Annotated in this window: 12 protein-coding genes; 1 reads left to right on the top strand and 11 read right to left on the bottom strand. The window is 43.9% G+C overall.

Annotated elements, in window-relative coordinates; genetic code table 11:
* Nucleotides 1–272: 272 nt before the first annotated feature.
* The 10 genes from ASD24_RS21820 to ASD24_RS21775 all read right to left on the bottom strand — a co-directional run bounded on the left by ASD24_RS21820 (nt 273) and on the right by ASD24_RS21775 (nt 12,600).
* Entirely contained in the window at nt 273–1,208 is a 936-nt protein-coding gene (locus ASD24_RS21820) for a LytTR family transcriptional regulator DNA-binding domain-containing protein (protein WP_056700490.1), read from the bottom strand.
* 161 nt (nt 1,209–1,369) lie between these two features.
* Nucleotides 1,370–1,666 carry a hypothetical protein gene (locus tag ASD24_RS21815; RefSeq protein ID WP_056700487.1) on the bottom strand — a complete coding sequence of 99 codons (297 nt, stop codon included), beginning with the start codon at nt 1,664–1,666 and terminating at the stop codon, nt 1,370–1,372.
* An 86-nt stretch (nt 1,667–1,752) separates the two neighbouring features.
* On the bottom strand, nt 1,753–2,037 hold the full coding sequence (locus ASD24_RS21810; RefSeq protein WP_056700485.1) for a hypothetical protein: 285 nt from the start codon (nt 2,035–2,037) through the stop codon (nt 1,753–1,755).
* Between the two features lie 54 nt (nt 2,038–2,091).
* Nucleotides 2,092–2,397, bottom strand: coding sequence for a hypothetical protein (locus ASD24_RS21805; RefSeq protein WP_056700483.1), 306 nt, complete (start codon nt 2,395–2,397; stop codon nt 2,092–2,094).
* 150 nt (nt 2,398–2,547) lie between these two features.
* Complete coding sequence (locus ASD24_RS21800; RefSeq protein ID WP_056700480.1) at nt 2,548–5,598, bottom strand: glycoside hydrolase family 2 TIM barrel-domain containing protein; 3,051 nt, start codon at nt 5,596–5,598, stop codon at nt 2,548–2,550.
* A 157-nt stretch (nt 5,599–5,755) separates the two neighbouring features.
* Nucleotides 5,756–6,586 carry a carbohydrate ABC transporter permease gene (locus ASD24_RS21795; RefSeq protein WP_056700478.1) on the bottom strand — a complete coding sequence of 277 codons (831 nt, stop codon included), beginning with the start codon at nt 6,584–6,586 and terminating at the stop codon, nt 5,756–5,758.
* Nucleotides 6,579–7,469 carry a carbohydrate ABC transporter permease gene (locus ASD24_RS21790; RefSeq protein ID WP_056701149.1) on the bottom strand — a complete coding sequence of 297 codons (891 nt, stop codon included), beginning with the start codon at nt 7,467–7,469 and terminating at the stop codon, nt 6,579–6,581. Before ASD24_RS21790 ends, ASD24_RS21795 begins: the two co-directional genes overlap by 8 nt.
* A gap of 146 nt (nt 7,470–7,615) precedes the next feature.
* Nucleotides 7,616–8,905 carry an ABC transporter substrate-binding protein gene (locus ASD24_RS21785; protein ID WP_056701147.1) on the bottom strand — a complete coding sequence of 430 codons (1,290 nt, stop codon included), beginning with the start codon at nt 8,903–8,905 and terminating at the stop codon, nt 7,616–7,618.
* Between the two features lie 356 nt (nt 8,906–9,261).
* Nucleotides 9,262–11,031, bottom strand: coding sequence for a sensor histidine kinase (locus ASD24_RS21780; protein WP_056700476.1), 1,770 nt, complete (start codon nt 11,029–11,031; stop codon nt 9,262–9,264).
* An 18-nt stretch (nt 11,032–11,049) separates the two neighbouring features.
* Nucleotides 11,050–12,600, bottom strand: a complete 1,551-nt coding sequence (locus ASD24_RS21775; RefSeq protein WP_056700473.1) for a response regulator transcription factor — start codon at nt 12,598–12,600, stop codon at nt 11,050–11,052.
* 242 nt (nt 12,601–12,842) lie between these two features.
* On the opposite strand from ASD24_RS21775, the gene ASD24_RS21770 reads away from it, so the two are divergent.
* Nucleotides 12,843–13,799, top strand: coding sequence for an IS30 family transposase (locus ASD24_RS21770; RefSeq protein ID WP_056700471.1), 957 nt, complete (start codon nt 12,843–12,845; stop codon nt 13,797–13,799).
* A gap of 175 nt (nt 13,800–13,974) precedes the next feature.
* On the opposite strand, the gene ASD24_RS21765 is transcribed toward ASD24_RS21770, so the two are convergent.
* Complete coding sequence (locus ASD24_RS21765; RefSeq protein WP_056700469.1) at nt 13,975–17,061, bottom strand: X2-like carbohydrate binding domain-containing protein; 3,087 nt, start codon at nt 17,059–17,061, stop codon at nt 13,975–13,977.
* Between the last annotated feature and the right edge of the window lie 405 nt (nt 17,062–17,466).

The following is a 17,466-nucleotide window of genomic DNA, read 5'->3' as shown; positions in this document are numbered from 1 at the left end:
AGCATATTAAGATTACATGCTATCAACCATCAAAACTCGCTGAAATGTAGCTGTGCGCATCTGAATGGTACCCCTATAAACTGAATAGATATCAGGGTGTGTCACAAAACTCGCTAAAGTGCATCTTTTACCGCCTTTTCGCCTCCTGCTACGTCACTTTCCCTTGACGTGCCCCGGCACGCCTGCGGAAAATTTCCTTGCTCGGAACGAAAATTTAATAAGATCTGCTCCCTTCGGAGTTTTCAGACACGCCCTAGATATTTCCCCGGAAATCAAATGTTGAGATGTACTTTTAATTCTTGTAATTTGGAACGCGATAATGGTACTACCGCATCTTTGCCTGTATTTAATCTCAAGCTATAGCTATTCTTCGTCCAGGTAATAATCTCTCTAACTTTTTGTAGGTTCACGATGTAAGAACGATGACATCTAAAAAATCCGAAATTCAACAATCGCTGTTCAAGCTCGGTTAACGTCAGAGCACAGGCAAAACTTTCTCCACCAACATGGACAAGAATCGAACCATTCAGACTTTCTATGTAATCAATTTCAGGCGGATTAAATAAAATTACTTTATCATTTTTTTTCGTATAAATTTTCTGCAGCTTTATATTCGCTTGATCTTGTTCCTGTACCCCCTGTTCATCCACTTCTGTATCCCGAATGTCCAGTGGATGAAATCCCGCTTCGTTCAGACGATAAATTGTATCGCATGATATCATCGCATCCTCTAAATTCGAAGTTAAAATCAAGATCTGTTTGCCTTTTGAAAGATCATCTAAAATCTGCTTGAAATGACGACGATCTTCTTCTTCCAGATAGAAATAAGGTTCCTCCAATACAAGCGTGGGCTGATATGCAAAAAATACGCGCAGCAATGTCACATACATTCTTCTCGACGGGCTTAGATGCTTCATTTTTACGTTCCGCTCACCTTGTAAAGCAAAATAATCGATTAAAGTAGCAACACGATCCGTCCTTTTCGTTACCCGGATTAGAAACGTAATTAGCTCTTCTACCCTCAGATTCATGTATTCGCCTTGTTGCACTCGAAACAAATGATATTGCGTATGATCGACCAATTGATCCATCAAAAGCTGCTTTCGTTTCAAGTCTGTTATAATGCCAACCAATGGATTGCTATCCAGATTGAGCTCGATCTTTGGTATCGTTAATTTCCCATGCGTGTAGATTGGTTCAAATTGCATATTACCCTCCAGATTAATATTCCATAGGTTATGTATGATTTTTTTTCAATTTTAAAAATATGTTTACTTTAGTTCCATATTAAAAAAGGCCGACTAATATAGGTATTTAGTCAACCTTCACTCGTTAATCTGCTGTGTGTCTTGTGCATACGGAGTCATATTTAGGTTTCCTCACCAAGGATCGCTCTTAGTTTCCGATTGGTACGTCGTAATTTGATCATCGTCATCATCAATAACACAATCGGTAAAAGTACAAACCATGATTGTTGTACAATCAACATCACTGACAAGAGGATCAACCCCGTCCACACCATGATCTCGATAATGTCATGTTTTTGCAGCACCCGCTTGAACCCTTTGCGTGAAACAAGGGATATGAAGAAGTATACTAGCACACTGCACAAGACCAACATCGCTATTCCACCTAACAATACAATGAATCCAGACAAAAAATACATTCTTTAGTTCCCCGCCTTACTCCGTATCTATTTTCCCTATCTTACCAATAAAATAAAAGTTCTACCATCTGCTTTATCGTTTATGTTTATTCCATATGTTTTTTTGCTTGTTTTCTCCTATACGTTGTCATCATACTAATCAAAGGCAGCAGAATACCTGTTATAGGTAATGCCAAAGTCCAACTTTGATATCGAATGGCTTGCACAATGACAAATACTATGGATAGAACGAGGAGAATCTGTATAATTTGATATCGATCTAAGGAGTGCCTCCATATTTTCCTAGCCATATATCCGATCAGGAAATATCCAATCAGACCGTAAAAGGCAATCATACCAAGCATCGTAAGCAGCACTATTCCCGTGTTCACACCAATGCCTCCTTTTCAGAAGAAGGTATTACATCAGCTACATTAATAATTACTTCACTTCTCCTCACTGATTACCGTCGCATTATAGATAACAATACGTTTACCGTCCAGATCAAATAATACTTTATTGCCATACTCCGTATCTTGTAGATCAATTTTGCCCTCGTACGTATGGATCAACTCACCCGAATCGCTGTACACTTTGACTACTCGTTCAAGACCACCCGCATTATTCGATCTCATCGTTTTGAGTGCACGTTCTCCAGAAGCGGTATTGAAATACCATATGAAGCACCCCACGATAATACCTAGTATAGCTAAAGAGGTAACCCATACTCCCGTTTTCGCTTTTCTACTCATCATGTAACCCCCCATTATGCGATGTCAACTATCTAATTTAATACGAGTTTGTCTGGATACGGTTTCAATGGAAAAATGTTCGCCCGCCTTAGCGTACACCAAAAAAAAGAGGCCTCCATCGGATGGAGACCTCTTTACGACTTATTTCTATTAAAGTGAACGAATTACGAATTCGAATTCCAATTCACCATTGGATGCAATACGGTACTCTGGATGAACTGGAGCTCCCCAGCTATCGTCACCGCCGACACCCATTTGTTTACCAGCAACAGTCACGACAGTATAGTGCACAGGAGGCAACTCATACGTGTGTTGTGCATTTTCCAACTCAAATGCCGTATATGGAGAAACGTTGAGTTCAACCGGAGCAGATGCTGCTTCGATCTTGAATCCACGTCCTGCATTATCCGTTACTTTTGTCCAGCGTACGCCTGTACGGTTACCAGACTCCTGTGGAACAAGGTAAGGAGCAACTGTATCTGCAACAGTGCTTGCATGGATGCCTAGACGCGCGCCGAAAGCACGGTCAGCATAGTTCTCTTCTGGTCCGAGTGCGAGCCACTCGACATTGCTGAATTCTGGTGATGTTTTGAAGGACAGTGCATGGATTGGAAGCTCAGGCAATCCTGCTGTTCCTTTGTATGCGTTATGAACATGTACACTTCCATCATTACGTACTGTATAAGCAACCTTCACTTGCACATCAGCGGAGATGTTTAGCTTATAAGTGAATTCAATACGGTACGCGTTGGATTGCTGTTCTGCTATCCACTCTACACATCTTGGCATCAAACTTGCTGCATACCATGCGCCAAGCTCGAAGCCCATTGCAGTTCCTTTATCATTGTCTGTCGTTGCACGCCAGAACAATGGCAGTGGAGGTTGGGCAATCGTTTCACGTCCTGAGAATTGAAGTGATACTAGTGTTCCAAAAGCTTTGGAGAACAAGACATGTGTCTGTCCAACACGTACCCCGATGTGAACATCGCCTTCTACCACACGAATCTCATGAACTTGATTTGCATCAACGGAAGCAGTCTCATTTGAACTATTCTCTTGTTGGAAAATAAATTGTCCGAATGCAACCTCTTCTCCTTGGTCTGCCCACAATGTAGCAGATTTCAGAACGAATGCTGTATTCACAGCATATTCAGCTGCGGACAGCCCTTCCACATCAATTGGAAGGTTCACCACTGTTTCGCTTTGCGGCTGAACGTTCACTTCGAGCGTACCGCGAACTACTTCATGGCCTTCGCGCTCCAAGCTGTAAACCAGTTCAAGTTCAGATGTATCTGCGAACAAATTATCATTAACAATTTTAACCGCATTACGATCCGGGAAGAGCTTAATATTTTGATACAGGAATTTAACCTCCTGCATTTTAGCAGTGACCTTACGGTCTGCGTGCACAATACCGTTACCACAGAAAGAATAATCCGAAGGGCGATCTCCGAAGTCTCCGCCGTAGGCAAGGAATTCTTTACCGTAACGGTCTTTCTTGTATACGGATTGGTCAATGTAATCCCAGATGAAGCCACCTTGATACATTGGATACTTGTCTTCAAGCTCTGTGTATTTATGCATACCACCAATGGAGTTACCCATAGCATGCATGTACTCACAGCTAATATATGGCTTGTCTGGGTTAGCGTTGAGGAACTCCTCAATGTCAGCCGGCTTCGCATACATGCGGGATTCCATATCACTGGTATCGTTGAAACGACGATCATGGAAGACACCTTCATAATGAACCAGACGTGTTGGATCAGCAGATTTAAAGTATTGGGATACTTTATAGATCACTTCACCACCATGGGATTCGTTACCACAAGACCAGATAATAATCGATGGATGGTTTTTATCTCGTTCAACCATGGAGATTGCGCGATCCATAACGATATCATGCCACTCTGGTTTGTCACCTGGAATAACCCAAGAAGGCTCAACCGCACCAAGCTTCTGCCAAGATCCGTGTGTCTCCAAGTTCATTTCGTCAATAACATACAGTCCGTATTCATCACACAGCTCATACCACAGACTTTGGTTCGGATAGTGTGATGTACGTACAGCATTCATATTGTTCTGTTTGATCGTACGAACATCCCATAACATATCTTCCTTCGTCACAGCACGTCCACGACGCGGGTTGAACTCATGGCGATTCACACCTTTGAACACGATGCGTTTACCATTGATGTGCATCACTTTGTCAATCATTTCAAATGTACGGAATCCAACAGCCTGAGGAACGACTTCAACCAACGCTCCATTGGCATCATATACACGAATATAGAGACGGTACAGGTACGGAATCTCTGCACTCCACAGGTTTACTTTACCGATCTCTTCACGAAGGCTAACCAGCCCATCTTGAACATCGGATGCGAACGTTTTGACTGTGTTTCCTTCTGCATCACGGAGTTCTGCTTCAATCTTAGCTCCTGCAGCCGCTTGACCTTCAAGCTTCAGATTAACCTGCAACGTACCATTCGTGTACGTTTTGTCCAGATCAGTGCGAACATGTACATCACGAACATGGGCAGTAGGTACTGTGTACAGATACACATCTCTGAAGATACCGGAGAAACGCCAGAAGTCTTGATCCTCTAACCAGCTACCTGTACTACGTTGATAAACTTCAACCGCCAACTTGTTCTCACCTTCCTGAAGGAATGGCGTGAGATCAAAGTCCGATGGAGTAAAGCTATCCTCACCGTATCCTACGAATTGCCCGTTAAGCCACACATAGAATGCAGACTCTACGCCTTGGAACGAAATATATACAGGGTTGTTCTGCCAGCCTGTTGGCAGGTGGAACGAACGAATATAACTTCCGACTGGATTTTTGTCCAGTGGCAATGCTGGTGGACGCAGTTCATTCAATCCATCCCATGGATACTGAGTATTTACATATTGCATCTGACCGTATCCTTGAAGCTGAATATGTCCTGGAACTTCAATATCATCCCAACCCTCACTGGAGAAGTCGGACTTGTAGAAAAACTCAGGACGGCTGTCTGGACGAACCGCATAGTTAAATTTCCAGGTTCCGTTCAGATCATAACGCATGTTCATTTGACCTGAAGTAACGGCTTCTTCCATTGTTCTATAGTATCGGTGATCAGAGTATGCATGAAGACGGTTCACCTCAAATACACTAACGTCTCCCAACCAATTGATATCTGCTTGTGTTGCTTTCATCGGCTCTCTCTCCCTTTAGAACGAAAATTTGCTTGTTTTATATACTCTTATCACAACTATTTCCATAAACAAACAGAAAGACAGAGGCACGCCATCTCTGGCGTCCTCTTCTCTCCTCTTGCACTCTGTCCATACTGGACAGTTTATGCTGTTTTCATTATTTAACGGAACCAACCATACCTGCAACAAAGTGTTTTTGCATGATGAAGAACACGACTGCTGTAGGCAGTGTTGCAATAACAATCGCTGTCATGATTACTCCGTAATCCGGAGCATAACCTGCACCGAGGTTCGAGATCAGCAATGGAATTGTCTGTTGGTCAGGCGTTTGTAATACAATGAGTGGCCACAGATAGTTATTCCAGCTGCTCATGAATGTAATGATTGCAGCTGCTGCATACGTTGTTTTCATTGTTGGCATGTAGATCTTCAGGAAGATCCCAAGTTCACTCAGACCATCAATACGACCAGCTTCCAGCAGATCTTTCGGGAACATTTTGGTGTTCTGACGGAAGAAGAAGATCAGGAACGCTGTTGCAATCGTTGGCAGGATAACGGCTGCCATCGTGTTAATTCCGATAACTGGAGTAACTCCAGAGATCGTTGCGAACATACGATATAGTGGTACCATGATCGCTGCAAATGGAATCATCATGGACAACAATAGAATATTAAACACGATATCACGGGACTTCGTGCGGTATACTTCGAAACCATAACCAGCCATGGAGCCGATTAACAATGCCAGCACAGTGGAGATGACCGAGATCAGAGCTGAGTTCCCCAGAGCCTGCACTAGATTTGTCGAATCAAGCAATTTGCTGAAGTTATCAAGGAAAGCTGAACCTGGCAGCAATCTACCCTTAGTTACATCAACTGATGCATTTGTTGCACTGACCAGCATCCAGAAAAATGGGAAAATGGATACAAAGGCGACGATGGATAAGAACACGTATGTGAAAATCCGTTTTGCTTTAGCTTTAGCCATTTTTATTATCACCTGCCACTTTAAACTGGATAATGGACAAAATAATGATCAAAATTACGATGGAATACGAAACTGTTGCTGCATAACCGAAGTCTGGTGAATATTTGAACGAAAGGTTGTAGATATATTGTGAGATCGACATGGTCGCGTTACCCGGACCACCTTTGGTAATATTCATAATCTCATCGAAGATTTGCAGTGTACCAATCGTTGATGTGATCGATGTGAAGAGAATAATCGGTTTAAGCAAAGGTACAGTAATTTTGAAGAATTGAGTGAATGCATTAGCTCCGTCAATTCTTGCTGCTTCATAGATCGATTGATCGATGTTTTGCAAAGATGACAGATAGAAAATCATATTATATCCGGTCCAACGCCAAGTAACGGCGATTATGATCGTAATTTTAGCCCAGAACGGGTCTGTAATCCATTGAATAGGATCGCCAATAATGTGCAAGCCCATTAATGCTTGGTTAACCATACCGTCTGGAGCAAACAAATATTTGAATACAACAGAGTAAGCTACAAGTGAAGTTACACAAGGCAAGAAAATCGCTGTACGGAAGAAGCTCCGGAAGCGCAATGTGCTGTCATTCAGCAATACGGAAATAAACAAACCGAGAATAATCATTACAGGAACTTGAATGATCAAGTAAATGAACGTATTGAATAATGCTGTACGGAACGTTGTATCAATGAACAATCTTTTGTAGTTAGAAAGGCCCGTAAATTCAAGATTGGCTCCTACACCAGACTTGAAAGATAAGAGCAGCGCTTGGACCATCGGATAGAAGTAAAATGCAACAATTCCGACAACAGCCAGCAAAACAAAAGCCCATCCAGTCAAATTATTTTTCTTTTGGAGACTGTCTCCTGTATTCATGGCTTTCACAGTATGGCTCCTCTCTCTCCATGGAACATGGGTAGAACCCACAGAGCCTCTCGCCGTGTCCGGTTCGGTTCAACTTGTGCCGGACATGGGAGATGGCTCCGATGTTTCATTGGGTTCTATAAGTTACCTTGGATATCTTAGTTAAATTGTGCTTCAGCTTGTTTTTGTGCATCAGCCAGAACGTCGTCAATTGATTTGCCGTTCAGGAAGTTTTGCATTTCAACAACCAGAATATCTTCGATTGCATATGTGTTGATACCATAGTTTACACTAGGGATTTCTGTAGTCCATTTAGCGAAATCAGTGAAGATTTTTTGTCCACCGAAGAATTCATCTTCTTTAGCATATGCTTCGCCATCAACTGCTGGTTTGTACGTACCGATTGCACCGATGTTGTTCAACAAATCTTGATACAATTGTTTGTCAGAACCAAATGTTTTTGCCACAAAGTCAGCTGCTTGATCTGCACCAGGAACGTCCATTACATACCATGAGCTACCACCCAAGTTCGTTGCGTGCACAGAGTTCGGTTGACCAGCCATTTTCGGCATAGGCGCTACAGCCCATTGGCCAGATTGGGAAGCTTCTTGACGAATAGATGGTGAAATCCAGTTACCAGTAGGTACTGTAGCTACGCTACCATTATTCATGTTTGCAATGAATTGGCTCCAGTCAGAGTGCAATTTAACAATATTTGCATCCATCATCGCTTTGTAAGTAGTGAAAGCTTCTTTCAGAGCAGCATTGTTTGCCAGGTCAGGTGTTTTACCATCTTCTGCTGAATACCATTTGCCTGCTGTTTGAATCATCATACGAATGATTCCGAGGTCATTTGGATCAAGAGAAAGAAGTTCTTTACCTGTTTTTTCTTTTACAGCTTTACCAATTTCGATGTAGTCATCCCAAGTGATGTCTTGCAAGTCAGCAGCTTTGTAACCTGCTTGCTCAAGCAAGTCTGTTCTGTAGTATAGACCTGCAACACCAGAGTCAAATGGAACTCCGTATTGTTTGCCATCAAAAGCTGTTGGTCCGAGTTTGTAATCTGCAAAATCGGAAGCTGTGATGTTGGAAGACAAATCTTTGAACGCATCAGGGTATGCATTCAGGAAGCTTTGCGCACGGTAGTCTTCAATCAGAACGATGTTTGGAAGACCGCTGCTTGTTCCGGAGTTAAGTCCAGTGTTCAGCTTTTGAATGATGTCCGCTTGCGCGTACTCAATGATGTTAACTTTCAGATCAGGATTCTCTTTTGCATATGCTTCTTTTGCTGTTTCCATTGCAGCAACGTTAAATGCTTTGTCCCAAGCCCAAATTGTGATTTCGTTCGTTTTCTCGTCACCACCAGCTGCAGAACCTCCGTCACCGCCGGATGAACATGCGGACAATAACAATACTGTAGCGAGCATCAATACCCACATTTTTTTCAAATCATTCAACTCCCCTTCGACCTCTTTGTGTGTAAATTTGTTTACGTTTTCTGAAAGCGGTTGCTTCCGATGTATTCATCTTATCATTCCCATATCTTCATTCGTTAGTAATAATTTTGTACGGATTTGTCATCTTATTGCCACAATGAAAACCTTTACAGAAACCGCTTGCACTAAATTTAGTTTTTTGTAATTTCTTTTGATTTTGTAATTTCTCCATCTAGATATATTACAAATGTGCATTTTCATTTTAAATTAAGCATACAAAAACCCCTCGTTCTCTGACACTTCCAGAACGAGGGGCTTCAGACAACACTGCGATATAGCAATGTTGTTATTGGTTGAACGTCATTTATTCAGTTCGTAATCAAAGGAAGTGTAACGGTAACTCGTGTTCCTTCTCCCACATTACTCATAATCGTGACACCATAGGGTGCACCATATAATAGCTCGATCCGGTCGTGTACATTACGAATGCCAATACCACTAAATAGTTGACGGTTGTTTTTTGGGTTAGGTAACGTCTCGCCCATATTAAGCCCTTCAATCCCGTCACCATTGTCCATGATTTCGCAGATAAGTGACTCGCCTGCTCTAGAGACCAAGACATGAATCGTACCTGTTTCCTTCTTGATAAATCCATGGAAAAAGGCATTCTCGATAAAAGGCTGAATGACGAGCTTAGGTACATGATAGTGATTACAATCAGGAGCCACATAGAAGGCTGCTTTGATCCGCCCTCCATATCTAACGTGATTGATGAAGACGTAGTTTCTCAGATTCTCCACTTCTTGTTCCACTGTAACCGTCTCACTTACATTGCTGATCGTATTCTGTAGCAGTCCAATAAGTGCATTAATCGTTTCTGCTGCGCGATCCTTGTTGCCCTGCTGCACCAGGACTTTGACAGAAGCGAGTGTGTTATACAAGAAGTGTGGGTTAATCTGGCTCTGTAATGCCGCAAGTTCTGCATTACGCTGATCTCGTTGTGTCTGTACTAACTGATCCACGTAATCATGGAGTTCATCAAGCATGTAGTTATACGCATGACCTAGTTGCTTGCTCTCGTAACTGCCACTTACCGGGATATAGTTGTCGAGGTCACTCTTCGTAATGTTGGACATCTGCTTCACCAATCTACGCAGTGACTTGGTAATCTGACTTGTAATCAGGAATACCAGGATTAAAGCACCTACTACAATAGCTGCACAGATTAGAGCTACGGTCTTCATATCAATGAGTTGACCCATAGCGAGCTCTTTGTCCACCACATTAACCAGGTAGAATCGATAGAAAGGCAAGTACTCGGACAAAATTATGCTATCCTGTCCCATTACACGTGCATTAATGTTTTTTGAGGGACTTCCGTTCATTTCCTGTGCGTAGGACAGCAATTCCTGCTGTGTTGTTCCGATCCAATCCTCCCGATTAGAAGACACGATCTCGCCTTTTTCGTTCATGATGACGACATCGTTACCTCGACTTGTAAAGCTGGTATAGAACTGCCGGAACGCATCTTCTCTCATGGTGACATACAACGTTCCGTATATTCGACTGCGCATTCGATCTGTCAGCGCTTTAGTTGCAGAGATCATCTGCAGTTTACCAGTGTCAGTCTCATTATGAAAATCATCAATGATAAGACGACTCGGCGACTCGGCCGCTTGAATAGTAATCGGCTCCTGCTTCAATTCATCCACTGACATCTGAAGATGAGCCCGATTGGTGGAATAGCTCCGTCCATTGATTCCAACGATCGTAATCCCTACTTCATATGATTCGGTTATGGTCTGAACGCGATTCATCGTTTCCCTCATATTATAGAAGGATTTTGCCATGGAGATGGAATCTGCATCGCCTTCCGACAGGAACCCACGAATGGCTCCACTCTGCGCTACATTGTTGGTAACAGCAGCAACTGCATCATTAAAGGATTCAAAATTCGTTTTAATCTGACTAAGCACCTTCGAGTTCGTTATGCTAAACGTATCTGTAAATAGGTTGGTTGACATATGAATGGTCGTCCACAGAATAAGCACAGAGACCAGGACGATGCTGACGACCATTACTAGAAATAATTTAGGGAATAATCCCAGGCTCGATAAACGGTTCATCCATTTCTTCATGATCTAATCCTTCTGACTTTAAGCCCAGAATTTGCGCCGGTATCGGCTTGGTGATAGTCCGGTGAATTTTTTGAACACTTTGCAAAAGTAACTATGATCCGAATATCCTACCATGCTGCTGATCTCAGAGATCGTCACATCATCCGATCGCAGGAGCTCCTCTGCCTTTTCAATTCGAATTTTGTTCAGATATTCGTTAAAGCCTTCTTTTTTGTGAGAAGAGAAATAACTGGATAAGTACGATGGATTAAAATGAAAATGCTTCGCTACGTCAGCAAGCCCAAGGGGCCGGTCAAAATGCTCATGCATATATTCCAACAACATCTTCATGTTGGGATCACTTCTACGACTACCTTCACCAGAAGTACAAGCTTGCACTTCTCTCATGAATGAATCCAATACATCAATCGCTTCACGAAGCGTGGTTGACCCGTCTACATTTTTGAAATACGTGTACTTGCTCTCTTCTAACGTACTGGACTGAACATCCATATCTGAGAGTGTGATCGTCACGTTGAAGATGAGATTACCGAGGAAAGACTTAATGCCAAACACATCTGCAATATAGTCTCTGCCAAGAGTCTTGGCATGATCCTGCAAATATTCTCTCGCTGCCTCTGTGCGGTTGCGTTTAATATGCTGCAAGAACATATTCACATTAAACTGATAACCAGCTGGATGCAGCGGTGGAAGTTCACTGTACACCAAGAGAGGACGATCCTCAAAATAAAAACGATACTCCCTCAGTTTGACTAGATGATTACGGTACACTTCACCCATCGCTTCAAAAGAAGTAAAGCTATCACTCAGCGCCCACGAAGAGCCAGGTTCCCCCGCCTCATGATCGACAGCTAGATGTTTGATCCGGTCAACCATCCAATCATCCTTCACAGGATCAACATTAAGCAATACAACAGGCAGTTCGCCTTCGGCTGGTACCAGTGCGTATTCTACATCTGGCAGATGTTTCTTAAGCGCCGATGCCATCTGTTCTTTGTCTATGTGCATATGCTGCTTCGTAGCCGAGTCTTTGAGTCGGAATACAAGCAGACGGAAGCATGTGTGCGGAAACGTCTCTTGGACGACATCCATCTCTTCATCCTCACTGAGGGTGAAACCTGAGAGCATTTTCTCCATTAATTGTCCAAGACGCCAACCATCATGCGAAGGTTCAAACTGCAATTCGGGAATTTTGCCCGCCGTGCGCTGAAGCACCTCTAACAATTCATTCGTATCCAATTTGGGTTTCAAAATATAATCTGCCGCTCCATGCTGAAGGGTCGAGCGAACATATTCAAATTCACTAAAGCTGCTAAGTACGATTACTTCGATCTGTGGATGACGTGCTTTTAATGTACGAACAAACATCTCACCATCCATGACAGGCATCACAATGTCGGTAATAACAATATCCGGATTCAGCATACGAACCTGCTCAAGTCCTTCTTCACCATTGGAGGCTTCGCCTACGATCTGAAAGCCTTCCGCCTCCCAATTCATATGATGCTTAATCCCTTGTCTTACAAGAAATTCATCGTCAACAATCAATACCTTACACAACCGGTTCATGATCGCGACCCCCTTATCTAGTGTTCCCTCTATATCTCTACAAATTATACCTTATTCATATCGTGTATGCCGCAGTTACGTGTTAGCGGTTACACAAAAATCAGTGTATTTACACCTTTTTTTATAAGATGGATTGTAATATGAAGTGCGACACCCGCTGGAAATAAATAAAAAATGGCCCATGGCCGGATTCGTGTAGAATGAAAGTTCTCACACAACCATTCACACAAGGAGAATCCACCATGAGCTACACACATCTTAGCATATTCGAACGTAGCAAGCTAGAAATCCTCCACAAGCAGGGAAAAAGTACCCGAGCGATTGCAAAAGAACTCGGCAGACATCATGCTACGATTGGCCGGGAACTCCGCCGAAAAGTAGCAGAACACACCTACGGCGCGGAGAACGCTCAAGAGGGCTATGTCCAGCGTCGTAAGGCCTCTGTTTCCGCAGGGAAGTGGAATCCAGAACTGGCGAGTCGCATCGAAGAAAAGCTTCAGGCGACCTGGTCTCCGGAACAGATCGTAGAGCGTTTGCGTCAGGAAGGTCAAGCGATGGTAGGTTTTAAAACGGTCTATCGTTGGCTTTATACAGGCCGCTTGGTGAAAGGCGTGCTTGCCGTCCTCAGACACAAAGGGAAGCGTCGGAAGCCGGCAGAAACACGCGGGCGGTTTGCTGTGGGCAAGCCCATCTCGCAGCGTCCGAAAGAGATTCGCAACCGAGAAACCTTCGGCCATTGGGAACTGGATACGGTGGTCTCGGGTCGTGGGAGAAGCAAGGGCTGTGTAGCGACATTCATCGAACGGAAAACCCGCTTGTACACAGCGATTCGCATGCCGGATCGTACTGCATTGTCCATGGAGATTGCCTTTGGGGTAGCGGCTTCGCAGTACCCTGTCCATGCATTTCAAACCGCTACCGCAGACCGTGGCAAGGAATTCGCCTGTTACACCAGCCTGGAAGCCGTTCATGGCGTGCAGGTGTATTTTGCAGATCCCTATTCCTCCTGGCAACGCGGCTCAAATGAAAATGCTAATGGCCTCCTGCGAGAGTTTTTCCCCAAAGGGACGGATTTCGCCCAAATTACGGATGAAGCTCTGGAAAACGCTCTGGACTTGATCAATAACAGACCACGTAAGTGCCTGAGTTGGAGAACCGCTCACGAATCCTTTTCAGAGGAACTGTCGCACTTGGCTTGACAATCCGTCATAACCTATGAAGCTTCCAGAATCTTCTGTTGGCTCTGAGGTCAAAAGTACCAGAGATCCCTATAGTATATACCTATATTACACTATTTTTCGACAAAAAAAGAAGCCCCGGCCAAGTTGAATCATTTTGGCGTCTCAGGACTTCTTATATTACCTTGATTACCTACTAAGGTTCAATCCCCCATTGCAGATTTCCAGCAATATAACCAGTTACTTTAGACCAATCCGCATATGTGGAGTGGCTACTAGCGAAGGAATAGTCATCGGTCTGCGTATAATTGGTCCAATTGTTTTTGGAGAAGCGTGTTTGGATTTCCGTACTTTGACCCGGGTCAAGCGTACCTGCTGTACTCGTAAATCCGATCTCAAGAACATGATCCGCTCCGGTTACCGGCGTTGGAAGGGCACTGAAGGTGCCAGTCACATTCGCGCCACCAACGGTTGCCCAATCACAGAAAAAGTTCTGTGGTTCATTACTATTCATGGTGTAATAATAACGGATCTTTACGTCTGCCAGATTGAGCGCTGTGGTACCTGTATTGGTCAACTTAAACTTAGGATTAATCGAACTGCCCGTTGCTGCTGTTGACGCATTATACATTTCGATTCGCACAGTACCTGTTGGCTCTGGATGAGGTGTAGTTGTATTTTTAACATTCAGATTTAAAATGGCATCGTTACCTGCACTAAACACAAAAAGGAGTGTGGCCTTGCCCACAGGTAAAGTGGCTAGATACGTTTTGCTTAAAATGACTTGGCTGCCTGAAATGGTATAGTCTGTACCTTCGGTTAGCGTGCTGTTGCCTGAACGGATTGAACTTAACGTATTTCCGTTTAGTGTCAAGTTAATCGAAATGTCAGCCTGTTGTTCTGTAGCCAGATCAAATTCAGCTGTCAACGGATTAATAGCTGAATTCAAGATAGGAGGATTCTCTCCTCCACCATTGTTCCCACCAACTGGATCAGCGTATAGAATGCCACGTCCATTCGTTCCCAAATACACCCTTCCGTAAATTCGAGGATCTCCAGTAATTGTGGTTACACGAGCATACTGGTGCTGGTCATCGTTAATGCGTACCCAGCTTGCACCGCCGTCATCTGAACGGAAGAAGCCACGTGTACCATCAATTTGGGCGATAGTGTATAGTGCAACGACATCCTGTCCGGGAGCTGCTTTACCGAAACCAATGCTATCGGCTTCTTCAACATTAGACAATTTGCTAAAGCTAGCTCCCGAATCTGTTGAACGCCATAGTCCATAAGGGCCACTTTCCTCATTACCACCCGCAAACCAGATTTCTCCCTCAATGCCTGGAACGGCATCCAGATCTGAATTACCATCCACAGGAAGACCAGTTGCTGCCGAAGTCGTGAACGATGCTCCACCATTGATACTTACGTAGATTTTGCCTGCGGCAAATGCATAAAACTTATTTGGGTTGACACGATCGGATATGACTTTAGCCTGTGCAGGTATGCCAGAACTTGCGTTCCATGAGTTACCACTCGTCGCAGAGTAATACACACCTTTATCTGACGTGCTCCAGACCAGGCGATTTCCATCTGCTGAGATTGCTACAGTGCCACCCCCTGCTGTGCCGGCAGGCTCAGCATTGGCTTTATACCATGTCGTTCCACCATCGCTGGATAAACCGATTGATTTGGCATTTGGATCTGCACTGTAATCAGCTTTACCTACGCGTACCATCGTTCCTGGACTTAGCTCCGCAAAATCAAGACTTTCTGTTGAAGCATAATTGGGGTTCGTAAAAATCGTTGCAGGGGGTTGATCCAGATCATCATGACGGAAACCTGCAACATCCCCCACGCCGCTGACTAGATGTGCTCCACTAGGTGGACTGATTAAATCCAGTACAGCTATTTCCTCCAAACCTTTGGCTTTCACGGAAATATCAATTTTCGTATCGCTATCCCAGTTCGTTAGATTATCACTTCCATATATCGTTGCACCCGTTCCATACATCATACGATCCGAATCAAAGGGGTCAATCTCCAGATCGCCGATCATCCATCCTAGCTTCGGAGACACTTCCGGTGGAGCGGGATTAACACCGAATGTTAACCACGGAGCTGCTGTTATGTCTTGTGTATAACGCATTTTACGGTTGGGGTAACCGTCGAATTCCCAGATTCGTGTCCAGGTATCCCCCCCATCCTTACTGCGAAACAGATTGGCATCTGGCCACCATGAATTCAGGGTAGCAACCATTAACGTGCCAGGGTTTTGCGCATCTACTGTGAGTCCACCATACCCGAAATAATTATCTGCGCTGCTGCTTGGCACCGGACTGATGTTGGTCCATGCACCTGTAGCGGTGTTAAACTTCCACAAGTCGCCTTTCTCGCCATCATACGGACCTACTCCGTCGCTATATGAGATATAAAGGCTACCATCCGAATCTAGCACACCATGGTGTGGCAAAAAGCCTGTAGGTTGGCCTGGAACCGCCGTCCAGGTCGTGCCTGCATCCGTGCTGCGATAGATACTTTGGTTTTGGTCAGCCACACCCACGTAGATCGTCTGTGTAGCTTGTCCTGATGAACCCGTCGTTTTATCAAAAGTGATCCATGCTAGACCAACAATATCACTGGTGTAATCGTTACTAGGATCTTGCACGTAGGTACCTGGATTCGGAAAGCTCGTCACTTTGCTCCAGGTTACTCCATAATCTGTGCTTTTCCAGAGTCCGTTGCCGCTTCGCGCACCAAAATATAAAATACGATTGTCATTCGGATCAATGACCAGCCGTTCTCCCATCGAACGTCCTGGCATATTGCCGCCAACCTTGAACGGAAGAGTCGTTGTCTGCCAAGTATCACCTCGATCCGTTGATCGAAGGATGGAACCGTTATTTTGATCCCATGAATTGGTGTACGTTCCAACAGCCATATATACTCGATCAGGGTCAATTGGATCTGTTGCAAGAGCATCTACCCCGTTTTTGTTCCAGTCGTCCCAGCCGACAAAATCAGTCAGCGGAATCCAGCTCTCATTGGACGCATTCCACCGATAGGCTCCTCCAATATCTGTACGAGCGTAGATTAGGTCTTTCTCAGATTCATTGAAAATAATACCGGGAACAAAGCCACCACCCGCACCTGTCACTACACTTTTCCACTGATAGGGCTCCGATGGTGCAGCTTCCGTTGTACCTGCCAGTATTCCTAAAGATGCTGTAGCCACAACAAGCGTTAGGCTGACCATCCGCAATTTCCCCAAAAACGTTTTCATTTAACTTCGCCTCCTCTTCAATATGTTCATTACATCCGGTTCAATCCCGTTGTCTCAGGATGACTTAATGCGTAAGCATATCGTATTTCTAGCCCTATGCCCTCATATCGGAACAAGCCCCACCGCCTCTCTTAATTAAGCGCTTACAAAAGTAACTAAAGACCTACGACTTACAATTTCTCTTGAGCGCCATACCCCATTCAAATAATGTAAAATATTATCAATAAATAACATTCGTTGGCAAAAACCAAATTCCTGCTCCAATTCTCGTCATGAACTATTTTTTTAGTGAAGCTTTTATCCTATTGAAAAAAGAACAACAAAAAGGTTAGCCAATAGTCACTGGCTAACCTAAGAAGGCCTTACTTACATGCTATAAAAGTATTTTATGCGATGCTGAGATCG

This window comes from Paenibacillus sp. Root52 (genome assembly GCF_001426865.1).
Classification (GTDB): domain Bacteria; phylum Bacillota; class Bacilli; order Paenibacillales; family Paenibacillaceae; genus Paenibacillus.
The sequence above is the reverse complement of the archived record's forward strand: the minus strand, read 5'-3'. Positions and strand labels throughout refer to the sequence as shown.

Excerpts from the sequence above, each read along its gene's own strand:
- ASD24_RS21820 (WP_056700490.1), bottom strand. The coding sequence starts at position 1,208 with ATGCAATTTGAACCAATCTACACGCATGGGAAATTAACGATACCAAAG.
- ASD24_RS21815 (WP_056700487.1), bottom strand. The coding sequence starts at position 1,666 with ATGTATTTTTTGTCTGGATTCATTGTATTGTTAGGTGGAATAGCGATG.
- ASD24_RS21805 (WP_056700483.1), bottom strand. The coding sequence starts at position 2,397 with ATGAGTAGAAAAGCGAAAACGGGAGTATGGGTTACCTCTTTAGCTATA.
- ASD24_RS21800 (WP_056700480.1), bottom strand. The coding sequence starts at position 5,598 with ATGAAAGCAACACAAGCAGATATCAATTGGTTGGGAGACGTTAGTGTA.
- ASD24_RS21795 (WP_056700478.1), bottom strand. The coding sequence starts at position 6,586 with ATGGCTAAAGCTAAAGCAAAACGGATTTTCACATACGTGTTCTTATCC.
- ASD24_RS21790 (WP_056701149.1), bottom strand. The coding sequence starts at position 7,469 with ATGAATACAGGAGACAGTCTCCAAAAGAAAAATAATTTGACTGGATGG.
- ASD24_RS21780 (WP_056700476.1), bottom strand. The coding sequence starts at position 11,031 with ATGAAGAAATGGATGAACCGTTTATCGAGCCTGGGATTATTCCCTAAA.
- ASD24_RS21775 (WP_056700473.1), bottom strand. The coding sequence starts at position 12,600 with ATGAACCGGTTGTGTAAGGTATTGATTGTTGACGATGAATTTCTTGTA.
- ASD24_RS21770 (WP_056700471.1), top strand. The coding sequence starts at position 12,843 with ATGAGCTACACACATCTTAGCATATTCGAACGTAGCAAGCTAGAAATC.
- ASD24_RS21765 (WP_056700469.1), bottom strand. The coding sequence starts at position 17,061 with ATGAAAACGTTTTTGGGGAAATTGCGGATGGTCAGCCTAACGCTTGTT.